Below are 16,695 nucleotides of genomic sequence, written 5' to 3' on the forward strand. Positions count from 1 at the left end.
GACCAGACTGTGCGACCAGAGGGGTCAGCGGCTGGCCGCCCGCTTGTACTGACGGACTGATAGGGGGACGAACACAGCCAGGAGCACGACCACCCAGATCAGGGTGTAGATGATCGGGTGCTGTAGCGACCAGTACTTGGGGACAGCCAATTGCGGGCTGGTGTTACCGAACAGCTGCCGAGCCGCTTGCGTCACCGCCGACACCGGATTCCAATTGGCGACCGCGCGCAGCGGGGCCGGGAAATTGTTGGTGGGCACGAAGGTGTTGGCGACGAACGTGAGCGGAAAGATCAGCATGAACGAGGCGTTGTTGACCACCTCGGGACTCGGCACGATGAGCCCGACCCAGGCCATGATCCACGAGATGGCGTAGGCGAAGACCAGCAACAGCAGGAATCCGGCGATCGCTTCGAACACCGAGCTGCGGATGCGCCAACCCACGATCACACCGGTCACCGACATCACGAAGATCACCAGCACGTTGTTGGCGACGTCGCTTCCGGTGCGCCCGACCAGCACCGCCGACCGGGACATCGGAAGCGACCGGAATCGGTCGATGATGCCCTTCTGGATGTCGTCGGCCAGGCCCGCGCCGGTGATTGTGGCGCCGAAGATGACGGTCTGGGCGAAGATGCCCGGGATCAGGAATTCCCGGTAACTGACCCCGGGCACCTTGATAGCGCTGCCGAAGACGTAGGCGAACAGCAGGATGAACATGATCGGAGACATCGTCGAGAAGACCAGGAGATCCGGCACGCGCTTGATCTTGATCAGGTTCCGCTTGGCGACGATGGCCCCATCGGTGACTGTCTTCAGGGCGGTCATGCGCGCAACTCCTCGGTGTGCGGGGCCGCGGTGTGGTGTCCGTCCGGGTGGTGTCCGTCCGGGTGGTGTCCGTCCGGGTTTGGGCCGTCCGAGCGGCGCCCGCTGTCGGCGTCTGCGTCGGCGACGTCTCGCGGTCGGCCCGTGAGGGTCAGGAAGACGTCATCGAGGGTCGGGCGCCGCAGCGCGACGTCCAGCACCTGAACGCGTTCGGCGTGGAGCCGGCCCAGGGCTTCCATCAGAACGCCGGCCCCGCCGGTGACCGGCGCCGTCAGTTGTCTCGCGTGCTCGTCCACCTCGACGGCGCCGTCGGACAGATCGCCCAGGATGCGGCGCGCGATCTCGACGTCGCCGGACTCGGCGAGGACGAGAGCGATTCGCTCGCCGCCGACCTGCGCCTTCAACTCGTCGGCTGTTCCACGGGCGATCGCCCGGCCGTGGTCGATGACCACGATCTCGTTGGCCAGCCGATCCGCTTCTTCCAGGTATTGGGTCGTCAACAACAGGGTGGTGCCGCCGGAGACGAGCTCGTTGATCACGTCCCACATCTGCAACCGGCTGCGCGGGTCGAGCCCGGTTGTCGGCTCGTCAAGGAACAGCACCGGCGGTTGGGCGACGAGCGCACCGGCGAGGTCCAGCCGGCGCCGCATCCCACCGGAGTAGGTCTTGACCGGACGATCGCCCGCATCGGAAAGGCTGAACTGCTCGAGCAACTCCCGTGCCCGTTCCTTGGACCGGCGCCGGCCCAGGCCGTACAGCCGGCCGACCATGTCGAGGTTCTCGTAGCCGGTGAGGTACTCATCGACGGCCGCGTACTGACCGGACAGGCCGATCTTGGCCCGGACGTCGCCAGGCCGCTTGACGACGTCGATCCCCGCAACCTCCGCCGAGCCGCTGTCCGGATCGAGCAGGGTCGTCAGGATCCGTACCGCGGTGGTCTTTCCCGCGCCGTTGGGCCCGAGCAGACCGAGCACGGTGCCTTCGGGAACGGACAGGTCCAGCCCGTCGAGGGCACGAACCTTGTCGTAGGTCTTGACCAGCCCGTGGGCCCGGATCATGTCAGGCATCGCCCGTCCTTTCTCAGTCGCCGGTGGAGCGCGCGCGGCGCTCGGTCACTTACGAGGGTTGACCGTCTGGGCCCGACGAACTCATCGGTACCGAGGCCGCCGCTCGGAGGTTTGGATCCAACGGCAGCCCGAAGCTCGGGAAGAGTTCGGCCGCGTTGAGGAAGAAGCTGAACTCGACGATCTGGCCGCCGGCAATGGTCAATAGTTGCAGCGCCCAGGGCTCGTAGCGGCCCGGTGTACCGCTCGGTCGGTACTGCCCGAACGCCGGCAGCCCGTTGGCCGTGGTCGGTAGCAACAGTGAACCCCGGCAGCCGTGCCCTTGTCCTTGCCAGAACTCGAGGATGTGGTCTCGACCGGACAGCCACAGCTCGTACGGCGGCATCGTCTGCACCGCGTCGGCGTGCAAGAGCGACGTCAAGGCCTTCATGTCGTAGCGCTGGAAGGCCTCGACGTAACGGTCGAGCAGGATCTGTTGCTCGGGACTCATCGCCTCTGTCGGGCGCTCCTCGTGAGCGTGGGAGTCGATGGTGGCGCGCGCACGCTGCAGGGCGCTGTTGACCGACGCGACACTGGTGCCGAGCAGTTCGGCCACCTCGCCGGCCTGCCAGCGAAGCACCTCGCGAAGGATCAGCACGGCCCGTTGCCGTGGCGGCAGCAGTTGCAGGGCGGAGACGAAAGCCAGCCGGATGGATTCGCGGGTTGCGGCGACCTCGGCCGGGTCGGCCGATTCCGACAGCACCGCGCGGTCATGGACCGGCTGGACCCAGAGGTTGTCGGTGATCAGCGGACCGACCGGGGTATCGGCCGAACTGGCCGGCCCCAGATCCATCGGCCGGGCCCGCCGCGCCCGGCCGTTGAGCTGGTCCAGGCAGACGTTGGTGGCGATGCGGTAGAGCCACGTACGCAGGCTGGACCGACCGTCGAAGCGATCCAGCGACCGCCAGGCACGAACCATCGTGTCCTGGACCGCGTCGTCGGCCTCGAAGCCGGACCCGAGCATGCGGTAGCAGTAGCCGGTCAGCTCCCGTCGGTGCGATTCGAGGTCGGCCGTGTCGTAACGGTGGGCCGTCTGCGACGCCCGCGGGCTGATCCCGGGTGCGGTGCCGGCTGGTGCGACGCCGGCTGGTGCAGTGCCGGCTGGTGCAGTGCCACCCGGTGCGGTGCTGGTCGGTGCGGCGGTCTCGAGTTGGCTCACGGTGTCCCCCAGGTGGTGCGGCGGCGAACGACACGTGAGGCGGGTGACTCCCACCGCTCGGATCGCTCGTCCCGATCCTAGGACGGCCCACTGACAATGCGAGGCAGTTTGCGGACCCAGCGGGGCCGCACCGGCTTCAGGCGGCCAGCAAGTTCTCCAGCTCGGCTACGAAACGCGCCCGCTGGTTGCCGTCAGCGGCACCCGGTACCGCGGGCAGCGGTTCGGCGCCGGCAAGTTGGGCGAATTGTTCCAGGGCGCGGAAAACCTTCTGTCCCCGAGGCAGCCGCCACTGCTGGCCGGCATCGACGATGCCGTACAGGTCGAGTTCTGGATTGGCCGCCCGCACGTCGGCAACCGCCCGCCCCAATTGCATCAGCAGGTCCTCGGCGGGGGCGAGCAGCTCGGTCGTCATGCGCGGTCCTTCATCGGCGAAAGTCTGACGGCTGTCCGAGTCGTGGGGGATTTAACGACTCGGCCCAGCACATCACCGTTCTGATCGGCCGGTCCGCCCCGAAGCTGAGCTCAGACGTTGCGCCGGTACTGCCCACCAACTTCGAAGAAGGCCTCGGTGATCTGCTGCAGCGAACACACCCGGGCCGCCGCCATCAACTCCACGAACAGGTTCTCGTGCCGCGCCGCGGCCTCGCGTAGGCGGGCCAGCGCGTCTTGGGCCACGTCGCGGTGAGCGGTGTGGAAATCGGCCAGCCGGCGCAACTGGGACTGCTTTTCCACATCGGTGCCGCGGGCCAGTTCCACGGCGGCCGACTGCTGGTCGGCCGCCGGGTTGAGGAAGGTGTTGACGCCGACGATCGGCAGGCTGCCGTCGTGCTTTCGGTGTTCGTAGAGCATCGATTCGTCCTGGATCCGGCCTCGCTGATAACCCGTCTCCATGGCGCCGAGCACTCCGCCACGCTCGGTGAGGCGATCGAACTCCGTGAGCACGGCCTGTTCGACCAACTCGGTCAGCTCCTCGACGATGAACGATCCCTGCAGTGGGTTCTCGTTCTGCGACAGCCCCCATTCGCGGTTGATCACCAGCTGGATGGCCAGCGCGCGTCGCACCGATTCGGCCGACGGCGTCGTCACCGCCTCGTCGTAGGCGTTGGTGTGCAGGCTGTTGCAGTTGTCGTACAACGCGTTGAGAGCCTGCAGCGTCGTGCGGATGTCGTTGAACGCCATCTCCTGGGCGTGCAGTGATCGTCCGGAGGTCTGAACGTGGTACTTCAGCTTTTGGGACCGTTCGCCGGCTCCGTACCGCTCGCGCATCGCAATCGCCCAGATCCGGCGCGCGACCCGCCCCAGGACCGTGTACTCGGCGTCCATGCCGTTGGAGAAGAAGAACGACAGGTTCGGGGCGAAGTCATCGATGTTCATCCCGCGGGCCAGGTAGGACTCGACGTAGGTGAAACCGTTGGCCAGCGTGAAGGCCAGCTGGCTGATCGGGTTCGCCCCGGCTTCGGCGATGTGATAGCCCGAGATGGACACCGAATAGAAGTTGCGCACCTGGTTGGCCACGAAGTACTCGGCGATATCACCCATCATGCGCAGTGAGAAGTCGGTGGAGAAGATGCAGGTGTTCTGCCCCTGATCCTCCTTGAGGATGTCGGCCTGAACGGTGCCGCGCACCGTCGAGAGGGTGCGCGCTCGTAGCGCCGCGTCCTCCTCGGGCGACGGCGGCCGCCCCTGGTCCTCGGCGAAGCGTTCGCGCTGCTGGTCGATCGCCGCGTTCAGAAAGAAGGCCAGGATGGTCGGCGCCGGCCCGTTGATGGTCATCGACACCGAGGTGCTCGGGTCACACAGGTCGAAGCCTGCGTACAGCGCCTTCATGTCCTCCAGGGTCGCGATGGAAACACCGGACGTGCCGACCTTGCCGTAGATGTCGGGACGTTCGTCCGGGTCGCGGCCGTAGAGGGTCACCGAATCGAAGGCGGTGGACAAGCGGTTGGCCGGCTGCCCTTCGGACAGCAGATGGAAGCGCCGATTCGTTCGGAAGGCGTCCCCCTCGCCGGCGAACATCCGGGCCGGGTCCTCGCCGTCCCGCTTGAACGGGAAAACGCCTGCCGTGTAGGGGAAATATCCGGGCAGGTTCTCCTCGCGCAGGAACCGCAGCAGCGATCCGTCCTCGCCGTAGCGCGGTAGGGCGACCCGCGGAATGCTGTTTCCGGACAGGGTGGTGCGACGCAGCGGCGTTCGTGATTCGCGGTCGCGGATCGGGACGATGAGTTCCTCCCCGCAATAGCGCTCGGCCAGGGAGGGCCATTCGCTCAGCATTCGGCGCGAGTCCTCGCGCAGGCGCGCGTCCGCTTGTGCGATCAGCTGGTGAAGACCGGCCTCGGGGGCGGAATCGCTTTCGCGGACCAGGGATTCGGCCCGCATGAGTGCCGCCCGGTCGCGGGCCAGTTCGACCTCGGTGTTCGTGGTGGTGTGGTAGCGGCGGACGGTGTCGGCGATCTCGGCCAGGTAGCGCACCCGGCTCGCCGGGACGGGGACGGTGAGACCGGTGGACACTTTGCCCGTCACCGGACTGAGGGTGCCTTCCGCGGTCGCCAGCCCACGTCGAGACAGCTCGTCGCGCAGGTGGAAGTACAGGGCGGTCATACCGTCGTCGTCGAAGCTGGCCGCGCTGGTGCCGAAGACCGGCATGTCCTGCCACGACTGGCCGAAGGCTTCGCGGTTTCGCACCAACTGGCGCGCGACGTCACGCCGCGCGTCCTCTGATCCACGCCGCTCGTACTTGTTGATGGCGACCGCGTCGGCGAAGTCGAGCATGTCGATCTTCTCCAGCTGGGAGGCCGCTCCGAACTCCGCGGTCATCACGTAGAGCGACAGGTCGCAGTGCGCGACGATCGACGAATCCCCCTGTCCGATACCGGGAGTCTCAATCACGACGAGGTCGTAGCCGGCCGTCCGGCACGCGGCGATGGCGTCCGGCAAGCAGGACGGAACCGGCACTTCGCTGCCCCTGGTGGACATCGAGCGGAAGTAGACGCGGTCTGTGTGGGAATCCTCGCCGAGGGCGTTCATCCGGATCCGGTCACCGAGCAGCGCACCGCCGCCCTTGCGCCGGCTCGGATCGATGGCCAGGACGGCGGTGCGGATCTTGTCCTGTTGGTCGGCCCGCAGCCGCCGGATGAACTCGTCGGTCATCGAGGACTTGCCGGAACCGCCCGTGCCGGTGATGCCGAGTACGACGCTGGGATGCTGCGCCGCGCGCAGTTCACTCACCTGGTCCTCGGGCAACCGGCCGGCCTCGATGAGGGAAATAGCTCGTGCGAGCGCGCCGCCGTCGCCGGTGCGGATCCTGGCGACAAGGTCGGGTTCGGCCGCGGGCAGCGGGTGGTCGCCGGTCTCGATGATGGTGTTGACCATGGCCGCAAGCCCGAGCCGTTGACCGTCCCCGGGCGAGAAGATTCGCGAGACACCCGCGGCGTGGAGCAGTTCGATCTCCTCGGCGACGATCGTTCCGCCACCGCCGCCGAAGACGGCGATGTCGCCGGCTCCGCGCTCGCGCAGCCGGTCGACCAGGTAACGGAAGTATTCGACGTGACCACCCTGATAGGAACTGATCGCCACCGCCTGCACGTCTTCCTGGATGGCGGCCGTGACGATCTCGTCCACCGAGCGGTTGTGCCCCAGGTGGATGACCTCGGCGCCCTGCGCCTGCAGGATCCGCCGCATGATGTTGATCGCGGCGTCATGGCCGTCGAAGAGGGCGGCCGCGGTCAGTACGCGAACCGGGTGGGCGGGCGTGTGCAGGTGGGTCATGCAGAACTCCTGAACCGGGACGGGGACACGAAAGTACTAGGACGTCCCAGTTGATAATAGGACGTCCTAGTAATTTCCGCGAAATCTAGTGTGCGAGGGCACGTGCGAGGATGTCGACGATCCGCTCGCGCGCGCCGAGCAGGGACGGTCCGTACCAGGTCAGGCAGCGGCCGTCGATGAGGGCGGCGGGCAGCCCCGCAAAGGCTTCGGGGCCATCGCTCGCGCTGAACGGATAGGGCTCGTCCGGCAGGAGCACCACCTCCGCCCCGCCGGCCCGCACCGCGGAGTGTTCGACCTGGGGGTAGCGGGCCGAACCTCGTCCGGAGGACGCTTCCGCGGGGTCCGTCTCCTGATCGAACACGTTGCGGGCGCCGAGCCGGGTCAGCAAGGACGACGTGAATGTGCGCGGGCCGACGACCATCCACGGATCTCGCCAGATCGGGACCGCGACCCGGACCCACGGATCGGTGTCCGGCCCACGCCACTCGGCCCGGGCTTCCGGCAGCCAGGTCGGCTCCGGTCGCTGCAGGGCAATCGTGAACAGGCGGGCGAGGGAGGCCATGGCCTCGTCGATGGACTCGATGGCCGTGACCCACACGTCCAGACCCTGGGCGCGCATCCGGCGCACATCCAGTTCGCGATTCTCTTCCTGGTTGGCGATCACCAGATCGGGGCGCAGGCCGGCGATGCGCGCCAGGTCCGGGTTCTTGGTGCCGCGGATGCGCGTGACGTCCAGGCCCGCTGGCTGGGTGCACCAGTCAGTGGCGCCGACCAGTACCTCCGGGGCGGTCGAGGCGATCGCCTCGGTCAGTGACGGCACCAGGCTCACCACGCGCCGGACCTGTCGGCCCTGGGATGGGTGGGACAACGGATGACCGAGGTCGTCACTGGGAGCGGGCACCGGTCCATAGTCCCGGACGCACCAGTGCTCACCCGAGTTTGAATATCCAACTCAGCCGGGTAGCGTCGTACCGAGCCGGCCGCACCGCCGGCCGTCTGAGCCGATTGCCCAGTGCCTCTCAGCCACCATTTCCTTTCAGCACACATTTCGAGGAGAGATCGATGACGTTCAACGGATCCGTAGCCCTGGTGACCGGAGCGAACCGCGGCCTCGGACGGGAATTCGTCCGGGCCCTGCAGCGTCGCGGCGTCAGCAGGATCTACGCCGGTGCCCGTAATCCCGACAGTGTCACCGTGGACAACATCGACGGGGTACGGGTGATCCCGCTGCGCATGGACGTCACCGATCCCGACACGGTCGCGCAGGCAGCCGCCGTCGCCACCGACGTGGACCTGCTGATCAACAACGCCGGCAGTTCGACCGGAAGCCTCGTCGTCACCGGTGATCTGAGCCAGGTACGCCTGGAGATGGATACCCACTACTACGGAACGCTGACGGTCATCCGAGCCTTCGCGCCGATCCTCGACGCCAACGGTGGCGGCGCGATCGTGAACGTGCTCTCGGCGCTGTCGTGGGCCGTGCTGCCCACCACGTCGGCCTACAGTGCGGCCAAGTCGGCCGAGTGGGCGTTGACCAACGCCGTCCGCCAGGAGCTTGCCGCCCAGGGAACCCAGGTTTCCGCGCTGCACGTCGGCTACATGGACACCGACATGACCGCCCGAATCGATGCGCCCAAATCGCACCCGGCCGTGATCGCCGAGTTCGCCCTGGACGCTGTCGAGGCCGGCGAGCTGGAAATCCTCGCCGACGAGACCTCCCGGACGATCAAGCAGGCGTTGTCGGCGCCCATCGAGGCGATCTACCCACAGTTCTCCGGAGCGCGGGCATAGTCCACACTCACAGCAGGTTTCACCGTAACCGGTGACTTGCTGAGGGGGACGCCATGAGTACGGTGCGGGAAAGTCATGACCAGGACCGTCCCGGCTCGGGACCGTTCGCAGCGGCCGTGCCCGCCGGGGTCGAGCTAAACGGGATCAACGTCATCGCCGAGTCCGAACGCAAGGGTCGTCCGCGCGAGCTGTTCTGGCCGTGGTTCGCTTCGAACATCTCGGTCCTCGGCGTCAGCTACGGCGCGTTCGTGCTCGGCTTCGGGGTGTCCTTCTGGCAGGCCGCTCTCGTCGGGGTGATCGGCATCGTCGCCTCGTTCGCGCTCTGCGGCGTCATCGCGCTTGCCGGACGCCGGGGTTCCGCGCCGACGATGGTGCTTTCCCGTGCCGCCTTCGGTGTCCGGGGCAACCGCCTGCCGTCGGTGTTGTCATGGGTACTCACGGTCGGTTGGGAGACGGTCCTGGTCGTGCTGGCCACCCTCGGGACGGCCACGGTATTCGGCCGGCTGGGCTGGAGCCACGGTACGGCGACCAAGATCGTCGCGCTGCTGGTCGTCGCAGCGATCACCGTTGCCGCCGGCGTGGCCGGTTTCGATGCGGTCATGAGAATCCAGGCCGTGATCACCGTCGTCACCGGTGTGCTGACGGTCGTGTACATGGTCCTGGTGGCCCATCACATCCACTGGCACACGGTTTCGTCGGTGCCCACGGGCTCGGCCCAGCACTTCATCGGAGCGCTCGTGTTCGTCATGACCGGATTCGGATTGGGCTGGGTCAACGCCGCGGCGGACTATTCGCGCTACCTGCCCCGGCGCTCCTCGGCCCGCGGCGTGTTCGGTTGGACCACGCTCGGTGCGGCGATCGGGCCGGTCGTGCTAATCCTCTTCGGCCTGTTGCTGGCCGGGTCGTCCACCGACCTGTCCACGGCGATCGGCTCCGACCCGATCGGCGCCCTGACCACGATCCTGCCGACCTGGTTCCTCGTGCCGTTCGCGGTCGTTGCCGTCCTCGGCCTGATCGGCGGTGCGGTCCTGGACATCTACTCATCCGGTCTCGCGCTGCTGACCGCAGGACTGCGGATTCCCCGCTATCTGGCGGCCGCCGTCGACGGCGTCATCATGGTCGCCGGAAGTATCTACGTGGTCTTCTTCACCGACAACTTCGTCTTTCAGTTCCAGGGCTTTCTGATCACGCTCGGCGTGCCGGTGGCGGCGTGGTGCGGCGTCATGCTGGCCGACGTCGCGCTGCGCCGCCGCGACTACGACGAGTCGGCTCTGTTCGACCCGCGCGGCCGTTACGGCGACATCCAATGGGTACCGATCATCGCCGTGGTGGCGGGCACGGCAATCGGGTGGGGGCTGGTGACCAACACCGCCGCCGGCTGGCTGAACTGGCAGGGCTATCTGCTTCGGTTCGGGCTCGGCGGCAAGCAGGGTGACTGGGCCTTCGCCGGCATCGGTGTCCTGGTGGCCCTGCTGATCGGCCTGATCGTCGGCGTCGCGGTGGCTGTGCGGCGCATCCCGAGCCAGGAGGCGTCGGCGGGATCAACCCGGTGAGCCGCGCCCTGCTGGTGATCGACATGCAGCAGGTATTCGCCGATCCGGCCAGCCCGTGGTCGACGCCCGGCTTTGCCGCGGTGCTGCCTCGTGTTCGCGAACTGACCGATGCCTTCGCCGGACGGACGGTCTACACCCGCTTCGTTGCTCCGGCCGAACCGTGGGGCTCCTGGGTGCCCTACTACCGGCAATGGTCCTTCGCGCTGCGGCCGCCGGACGCGCAGCTGTGGACGATCGTGCCGGAACTGGCCGTGGGGTCGGCACCGGTTCTGGACGCGCCCACCTTCGGTAAGTGGGGTCCGCAGCTCCAGCGCCTGCTCGGCGGAGCGGCGGACATCGTGGTAGCCGGGGTGTCCACCGACTGTTGCGTGCTCTCGACGGTGCTCGCTGCTGCCGACGCCGGAGCGCACCTGATGGTGGCTGCGGACGCGTGCGCGGGAATGAGCGAAAACGACCACCGGCGAGCGGTCGAGGCGATGGCCCTCTACGCTCCATTGGTAGAGATCGTCACGACTGCGGAGGTGCTTGGGGGTTGAGCAACGAACGCGCGCGGATGGCCCTGTGGGGTCTGGCCATCGGCGACGCGCTGGGAATGCCGACCCAGTCGATGGCGCGCGAGGACATCAACGGCCGCTTCGGGCCGATCGCCGGGTTCCTCGCCTCCCCGTCCGATCAGCCGATCGCCCCGGGCCGGGTGGCGGGCTCGGTGACCGACGACACCGAACAGGCCGTGCTGCTGGGCTATTCGCTCATCGAAGGGCGCGGGCGGATCGACCAGGCCGCCTTCGCCTCAGCACTGATCTCGTGGGAACAGGGCATGATCGCCCGCGGCTCGCTCGACCTGCTGGGTCCATCGACCCGCCGGGCGATCGCGGAGCTACGGGCCGGTACCCCCGCCGGTGAGGCGGGTGCGGCCGGCACGACCAACGGCGCGGCCATGAGAATCACCCCGGTCGGCCTGGCCGCCTCCGCCGATGACCTCAAGGCGCTCGTCGATGTCGTGGTGCAGACCAGCGAGTTGACGCACAACACCTCGCCGGCGTTGGCCGCCGCGTCCGCCGTGGCCGCCGCGGTCAGCGTCGGGGTGGCCGGCGGGGCTGTCGACGAGGCCATCGAGGTGGCCATCGAAGCGGCTGATCTGGGAAGCCGGCGCGGTCGGTGGGTCGCAGGCGGCTCGGTCTCCGAGCGGATCCTGTGGGCGGTGTCGACCTGTGCGGGCCGCGGTGGTGACGCCCTCGATGAGCTCTACACCATGCTCGGCACCGGATTGGCAGCCAACGAGTCGGTGCCTGCCGCGTTCGGGATCCTCGCGATGTGCCCGGACGACCCGTGGCGGGCCTGCCGGCTCGCAGCCGGAATCGGTGGAGACACCGACACCATCGCGGCGATTGTCGGTGCGATCGGCGGGGCGTGTCTGGGCGCATCGGCGTTTCCGGCCTCGGCTCGCGAAACCGTGGCCGCGGTGAACACCTTGGAGCTGGATTCGCTGGCCGACGGGCTTTACGCCCTGCGGCTGGTCATCGGCTGACGGTGCCTCCATCACGCATCGCGCCGAACGGCCGGTTGGTGTACCTGGGCAACGCGGTCGTCGATCTGGTGCTCGCGGTACCTCGGCTGCCTGATCCGGGGGAGGACGTACGCGCTCGGGCAGCGAGCTGGGTACCCGGCGGCGGCGTGAGCACGATGGTCGCGGCGGCACGCCGGGGGATGGGCGTCTGCTACGCCGGCCGGACCGGGACCGGACCACTGGCCGAGCTGATCCGGAGCCGTCTGCGTCGCGAGGGGATCGTGCTCTGGGGCGAGCCGGTTGCCGGACAGGACAACGGCGTGGTCATCTGCCTGGTCGAACCGGACGGGCAACGAGCATTCGTGACCACGACCGGGGCGGAGGCTCTTCTGGAAGCCGAGCATCTGCAGGGTCTGGCGGTCGGTCCCACCGACCTGGTCGCGTTGACCGGCTACGGACTCGCTCACCCGGTCAACGGGTTGGCACTCGCGGGCTGGCTGGCGACGATCCCGGACGAGACGGTTGTGTTGCTGGACCCTGGTCCGTGGGTCGGCGACGCTGGTGCCGGCGTCCTCGACCGGGTCCTGCCACGCGTCGACTGGTACAGCTGCAATGCGCGCGAAGCGCGGCTGGCGACCGGGTGCGCTGATCTCGCCGTGGCGGCCGAGCGCCTGTCCGCGGGGACGGGCCGAGTCGGCATCCTGGTGCGCGATGGGGAGCGGGGGTGCTGGCTTCGACTGCCGGGCACGCCTGCTGAGTTGGTCGCCGGGGATTGGGTCCCGCCGGACGGAGTGAAGGACACGACTGGTGCCGGCGACGTACACGCCGGTGTGTTCCTGGCCGAACTTGCTGCGGGCAGGGGCGCGAAGCAGGCCGTCGCGGCCGCGAACGCCGTGGCCGCCGAATCGATCCGTCATCCGGGCCCCGGGTTACCGTTCTCCGGCCTGGAGTGAAGCTTGGAGTGGGGCAGCTGCCCGGGCCGCGGAGACTGGGCCGTGCCTGCTACGCACCGCCCATTCGCTCACAGCGAACGATAACGGCGCGTTGCTGGGAACATCCGCCCCTCGCCTGTACTTGAGTGAACAAGACTCAAGTGTGAGGAGATGGCCGATGGCCGACATACAGCGTTTGCCCGTCCTGTCAGTGACGGACCTGGTGGTACTGCCGGGAATGGTGGTCCCGATCGAGCTCGACGAGGCCGCTCAGGCGGCGGTGGACGCCGCGCGTACGAGCAGCGAGGACACTCTGCTGCTGGCGCCGCGGCTGGAAGACCGCTACGCCGCCTACGGCGTGATCGCCACGATTCAGCAGGTCGGCCGGTTGGCCGGTGGCGCCCCCGCTGCGGTGCTGCGAGCGGGCCAGCGAGCCAGGATCGGAGTCGGCGTGACGGGTCCCGGCGCGGCCCTGTGGGTCGAGGCGGAGCCGGTCGAGGCTCACGCCGCGACCGAGCACGAGAAGGAGCTGGCGGCCGAGTACAAGTCGCTCGTCATCGCCAGCCTGCAGAAGCGCGACGCCTGGCAGGTCATCGACACCGTGCAGCGGGTGACCGACCCGGGGACCCTGGCCGACATGGCCGGCTACGCCAGCTACCTGACCGCTGAGCAGAAACGCCAGTTGCTCGAGACCCCGGAGATCGAGGCTCGGCTCACGGCCCTCATCAGCTGGACGAAGGACCACCTGGCCGAACTCGAGGTGTCGGAGAAGATCAGCGACGACGTCCGCGAGGGCATGGAGAAGAACCAACGCGAATTCCTCCTGCGCCAGCAACTGGCGGCCATCCGCAAGGAGCTGGGCGAGGACGAGCCCGACGGCGCCCAGGACTACCGCGGCCGGGTTGAAGCGGCGGAACTACCCGCCAACGTTCGCGAGGCGGCCCTGCGCGAGGTCGGACGGCTGGAGCGAGCCAGCGACCAGGGTCCCGAAGCGGGCTGGATCAGGACCTGGCTGGACACCGTCCTCGAACTGCCCTGGGCGGTGCGAACCACCGACGCGACCGACGTGACGTCGGCGCGCGCGGTGCTCGACGCAGACCACCACGGCCTGACCGACGTCAAGGACCGGATCGTGGAGTACCTGGCGGTGCGCAGCCGCCGGGCCGAACGCGGCCTCGAGGTCGTCGGCGGTCGCGGGTCCGGTGCGGTGATGGCGCTCGTCGGGCCGCCCGGCGTGGGCAAGACCAGCCTCGGGGAATCCGTGGCCCGGGCGCTGGGGCGCACGTTCGTCCGGGTCGCTCTCGGCGGTGTCCGGGACGAGGCGGAGATTCGTGGTCACCGTCGCACCTACGTCGGCGCGCTACCCGGTCGGATCGTGCGAGCCATCGGTGAGGCAGGTTCCATGAACCCGGTCGTGCTGCTGGACGAGATCGACAAGGTCGGCGCCGACTATCGCGGTGATCCTGCCGCGGCGTTGCTCGAAGTGCTGGACCCGGCGCAGAACCACACCTTCCGCGATCACTACCTGGACCTGGACCTGGACCTGTCAGACGTCCTGTTCCTGGCCACCGCGAACGTGATCGAGTCGATTCCCGCGGCCCTGCTGGATCGGATGGAACTGATCTCGATCGACGGCTACACCGAGGACGACAAGGTGGCGATCGCCCGTGAATACCTGCTGCCCCGGCAGTTGGAGCGGGCCGCTCTGGATGCCGGCGAGCTCGAGTTGACCGATGCCGCGCTCCGGGAGATCGTCGCCAACTACACCCGCGAGGCCGGCGTCCGGCAGCTGGAGCGGTTGCTGGCGAAAGCCCTGCGCAAGGTAGCCACCCGAATGGCGACCGACGAGCAGGCCGAGCGCCGCACCATCGACGCCGGCGACGTCCGGACCTACCTCGGACGAGCCCGGTTCACGCCGGAATCACCCGAGCGCACCGAGGTTCCCGGGGTGGCCACGGGTCTGGCTGTGACCGGTCTCGGCGGCGACGTGCTGTTCATCGAAGCGAGCGCGACCCAGGGCGCGGCCGGCCTGACCCTGACCGGCCAGCTCGGCGAGGTCATGAAGGAATCGGCCCAGATCGCGTTGTCCTACGTCCGGTCACATGCCGGTGAGTTGGGCGTGGACGCCGAAGCGCTGGACCGCTCGATTCACGTGCACGTGCCGGCCGGGGCTGTCCCGAAGGACGGACCGTCCGCCGGCGTGACGATGGTGACCGCGCTGACGTCGATGGCGACCGGACGGCCGGTGCGTTCTGAGGTCGGTATGACCGGAGAGGTGACACTGAACGGGCGCGTGCTACCCATCGGCGGGGTCAAGCAGAAGTTGCTGGCCGCGCAGCGGGCCGGCTTGACCACGGTGTTCATCCCGGCTCGCAACGAGCCGGATCTCGACGACGTGCCTGCCGATGTATTGGCGGCGATCGACGTTCGTCCGGTCAAGGACGTCGCTGAGATCCTCGCGTACGCGCTGGCCGAGTCCGGGACTGCCAGCGCGCGGGGCTCACAGCACGCTGCAGCCTGACCAGCGGCCAGCGGCCAGCGGCCGGAGGCGACACCGGCCACCAGCCGGCCCCTGAAGGCGATGAAGACCGAAGCAGGGCCCGTCTCGGTACTGGAGACGGGCCCTGTGCACTGGGTAGGGTTCGCGGTGTCGGTATCGCGGAGCCCAGAAGGGGTCAGCCATGACGTTCACGTCTCGAGGCTTCGGAGGTCGGGCCCGGCGGCCACGGGACGAACGACTGCCCCCGGGCCAGTACGACGTCGGCGGCGACTGGCCGGTGCTGACCGCCGAGGTGACCCCCCGCTTCACGCTGGACCGGTGGAGTTTCACCATCGACGGCCTGGTCAGCGCGGCCAAGACCTGGAGCTGGCCGGAGCTGCAGGCACTGCCCAGCTCGAAGTACGAAGGCGACATCCACTGCGTGACGACCTGGTCGAAGCTGGGTACCAACTTCACCGGTCTGAGCCTGGATGCCCTGTGGGAGCAGGTGGAACCGGGACCGTCGGCGGCCTTCATCCTGGCCACGTCGACCACCGGCTACACCACCAATCTGCCGTTGGCCGATGTGATGGGCGGCAAGGCCTGGCTGGCGTGGGAGCACGAAGGCAAGCCGCTGTCGGCCGAACACGGCGGCCCGATCCGGTTGCTGGTTCCCCACCTGTACTTCTGGAAGAGTGCCAAGTGGGTAACCAGGTTCACCGTGCTCGACCACGACGAGCCCGGATTCTGGGAACGCAACGGCTACCACGACCGCGGAGACCCCTGGACGGAACAGCGGTATCAAGGTGACTGACCCGGCGCCGAGTTTCCGCACGGTCGATCCTCGCGTCGATGACCTGCTCTCAGCGGGAGTTCGTCCGACCGCGTGGCAGCGGGCCACCGTGGTCGGCGTCCGTAAGCTCTCGACCCGGCTCATCTCCCTGATGCTCGATGTCCCCGATCGGGCGGAGCACCTGCCCGGGCAGCACTACGTGGTTCGCCTCACCGCCGACGACGGCTACACCGCATCGCGCTCCTACTCGATCGCCTCGGCGCCGCAAGCTGAAACGGTCGAGCTGTGCGTTGAACGGCTGGTCGACGGGGAGGTCTCGGGCTACCTCTACGACGTCGTGCGGCCTGGCGACGACCTCGAGGTACGCGGTCCGATCGGTGGCTGGTTCGTCTGGGACGGATCGACCACGGCGTTGGGGATCGGCGGGGGCAGCGGCGTCGTGCCGATCGCGGCGATGGCCAGGCACGCCCGCGGTGCCGGGTTGCAGGACCGGTTCCGGATTGCGGTGTCCGGTCGCAGCCGCGCAGAACTGCCTTATCTGGACGAGTTCATCGCCGGCCACGCCACCGTCGCACTGACTCGGGAACGCTCAGCGGTGCCCGGTACGCTCGATCATCGGCTGGGCGCTGAGGACTTGTCGCCCCTGATCAAGGGAGTCGAGACTGTCTACGTCTGCGGCTCAGCCGTCTTCGCCGAGGCGATCAGCCAGGTGCTGGTGCGCCTGGGCTATCCGCAGTCCCAGGTTCGAGTCGAACGGTTCGGCCCGACGTCCTGAGTCGCTATCGCAGCCA

General features: G+C 68.3%; 14 protein-coding genes. 8 read left to right on the plus strand and 6 right to left on the minus strand.

What is annotated here, in order from left to right; translation table 11 throughout:
• Window positions 1-24: 24 nt before the first annotated feature.
• The 6 genes from M6D93_RS07170 to M6D93_RS07195 form a co-directional block, all read right to left on the minus strand.
• Window positions 25-825, minus strand: a complete 801-nt coding sequence (locus M6D93_RS07170) for an ABC transporter permease (protein WP_249773671.1) — start codon at window positions 823-825, stop codon at window positions 25-27.
• Window positions 822-1,889, minus strand: a complete 1,068-nt coding sequence (locus M6D93_RS07175) for an ATP-binding cassette domain-containing protein (RefSeq protein ID WP_249773672.1) — start codon at window positions 1,887-1,889, stop codon at window positions 822-824. The genes M6D93_RS07170 and M6D93_RS07175 overlap by 4 nt, the downstream gene beginning before the upstream one ends.
• A gap of 49 nt (window positions 1,890-1,938) precedes the next feature.
• Window positions 1,939-2,979: a sigma-70 family RNA polymerase sigma factor gene (locus tag M6D93_RS07180; protein WP_347343567.1), complete on the minus strand. Its 1,041-nt coding sequence runs from the start codon at window positions 2,977-2,979 to the stop codon at window positions 1,939-1,941.
• Between the two features lie 241 nt (window positions 2,980-3,220).
• Complete coding sequence (locus tag M6D93_RS07185; RefSeq protein ID WP_249773674.1) at window positions 3,221-3,496, minus strand: hypothetical protein; 276 nt, start codon at window positions 3,494-3,496, stop codon at window positions 3,221-3,223.
• A gap of 110 nt (window positions 3,497-3,606) precedes the next feature.
• Window positions 3,607-6,849 carry a fused isobutyryl-CoA mutase/GTPase IcmF gene (gene icmF / locus M6D93_RS07190; RefSeq protein WP_249773675.1) on the minus strand — a complete coding sequence of 1,081 codons (3,243 nt, stop codon included), beginning with the start codon at window positions 6,847-6,849 and terminating at the stop codon, window positions 3,607-3,609.
• Window positions 6,850-6,934: 85 nt separating this feature from the next.
• Complete coding sequence (locus M6D93_RS07195) at window positions 6,935-7,750, minus strand: helical backbone metal receptor (RefSeq protein WP_249773676.1); 816 nt, start codon at window positions 7,748-7,750, stop codon at window positions 6,935-6,937.
• 161 nt (window positions 7,751-7,911) lie between these two features.
• Here M6D93_RS07195 and M6D93_RS07200 point away from each other — a divergent pair, with 161 nt between their 5' ends.
• The 8 genes from M6D93_RS07200 to M6D93_RS07235 all read left to right on the plus strand — a co-directional run bounded on the left by M6D93_RS07200 (window position 7,912) and on the right by M6D93_RS07235 (window position 16,679).
• Window positions 7,912-8,640: an SDR family oxidoreductase gene (locus tag M6D93_RS07200; protein WP_249773677.1), complete on the plus strand. Its 729-nt coding sequence runs from the start codon at window positions 7,912-7,914 to the stop codon at window positions 8,638-8,640.
• Between the two features lie 53 nt (window positions 8,641-8,693).
• On the plus strand, window positions 8,694-10,193 hold the full coding sequence (locus tag M6D93_RS07205) for a purine-cytosine permease family protein (RefSeq protein WP_249773678.1): 1,500 nt from the start codon (window positions 8,694-8,696) through the stop codon (window positions 10,191-10,193).
• Window positions 10,190-10,729, plus strand: coding sequence for a cysteine hydrolase family protein (locus M6D93_RS07210; RefSeq protein WP_249773679.1), 540 nt, complete (start codon window positions 10,190-10,192; stop codon window positions 10,727-10,729). The genes M6D93_RS07205 and M6D93_RS07210 overlap by 4 nt, the downstream gene beginning before the upstream one ends.
• Window positions 10,726-11,721: an ADP-ribosylglycohydrolase family protein gene (locus M6D93_RS07215; RefSeq protein ID WP_249773680.1), complete on the plus strand. Its 996-nt coding sequence runs from the start codon at window positions 10,726-10,728 to the stop codon at window positions 11,719-11,721. Before M6D93_RS07210 ends, M6D93_RS07215 begins: the two co-directional genes overlap by 4 nt.
• 2 nt (window positions 11,722-11,723) lie before the next feature.
• The gene (locus M6D93_RS07220; RefSeq protein WP_249773681.1) at window positions 11,724-12,653 is read left to right on the plus strand and encodes a PfkB family carbohydrate kinase; all 930 of its coding nucleotides are present in this window, start codon (window positions 11,724-11,726) and stop codon (window positions 12,651-12,653) included.
• 157 nt (window positions 12,654-12,810) lie between these two features.
• Window positions 12,811-15,153, plus strand: a complete 2,343-nt coding sequence (lon, locus tag M6D93_RS07225; protein ID WP_249773682.1) for an endopeptidase La — start codon at window positions 12,811-12,813, stop codon at window positions 15,151-15,153.
• A 160-nt stretch (window positions 15,154-15,313) separates the two neighbouring features.
• Entirely contained in the window at window positions 15,314-15,925 is a 612-nt protein-coding gene (locus M6D93_RS07230) for a sulfite oxidase-like oxidoreductase (protein ID WP_249773683.1), read from the plus strand.
• A complete protein-coding gene (locus M6D93_RS07235) occupies window positions 15,918-16,679 on the plus strand; it encodes an FAD-binding oxidoreductase (protein ID WP_249773684.1) in 762 nt (253 codons plus the stop codon). Before M6D93_RS07230 ends, M6D93_RS07235 begins: the two co-directional genes overlap by 8 nt.
• Window positions 16,680-16,695 lie beyond the last annotated feature (16 nt).

Origin of the sequence: Jatrophihabitans telluris (assembly GCF_023516435.1) — a bacterium.
Lineage (GTDB): Bacteria > Actinomycetota > Actinomycetes > Mycobacteriales > Jatrophihabitantaceae > Jatrophihabitans_A > Jatrophihabitans_A telluris.

Coding starts and splice junctions, on each gene's coding strand:
- lon (WP_249773682.1), top strand. CDS start 12,811: ATGGCCGACATACAGCGTTTGCCCGTCCTGTCAGTGACGGACCTGGTG.
- M6D93_RS07230 (WP_249773683.1), top strand. CDS start 15,314: ATGACGTTCACGTCTCGAGGCTTCGGAGGTCGGGCCCGGCGGCCACGG.
- M6D93_RS07205 (WP_249773678.1), top strand. CDS start 8,694: ATGAGTACGGTGCGGGAAAGTCATGACCAGGACCGTCCCGGCTCGGGA.
- M6D93_RS07175 (WP_249773672.1), bottom strand. CDS start 1,889: ATGCCTGACATGATCCGGGCCCACGGGCTGGTCAAGACCTACGACAAG.
- M6D93_RS07170 (WP_249773671.1), bottom strand. CDS start 825: ATGACCGCCCTGAAGACAGTCACCGATGGGGCCATCGTCGCCAAGCGG.
- M6D93_RS07200 (WP_249773677.1), top strand. CDS start 7,912: ATGACGTTCAACGGATCCGTAGCCCTGGTGACCGGAGCGAACCGCGGC.
- icmF (WP_249773675.1), bottom strand. CDS start 6,849: ATGACCCACCTGCACACGCCCGCCCACCCGGTTCGCGTACTGACCGCG.
- M6D93_RS07185 (WP_249773674.1), bottom strand. CDS start 3,496: ATGACGACCGAGCTGCTCGCCCCCGCCGAGGACCTGCTGATGCAATTG.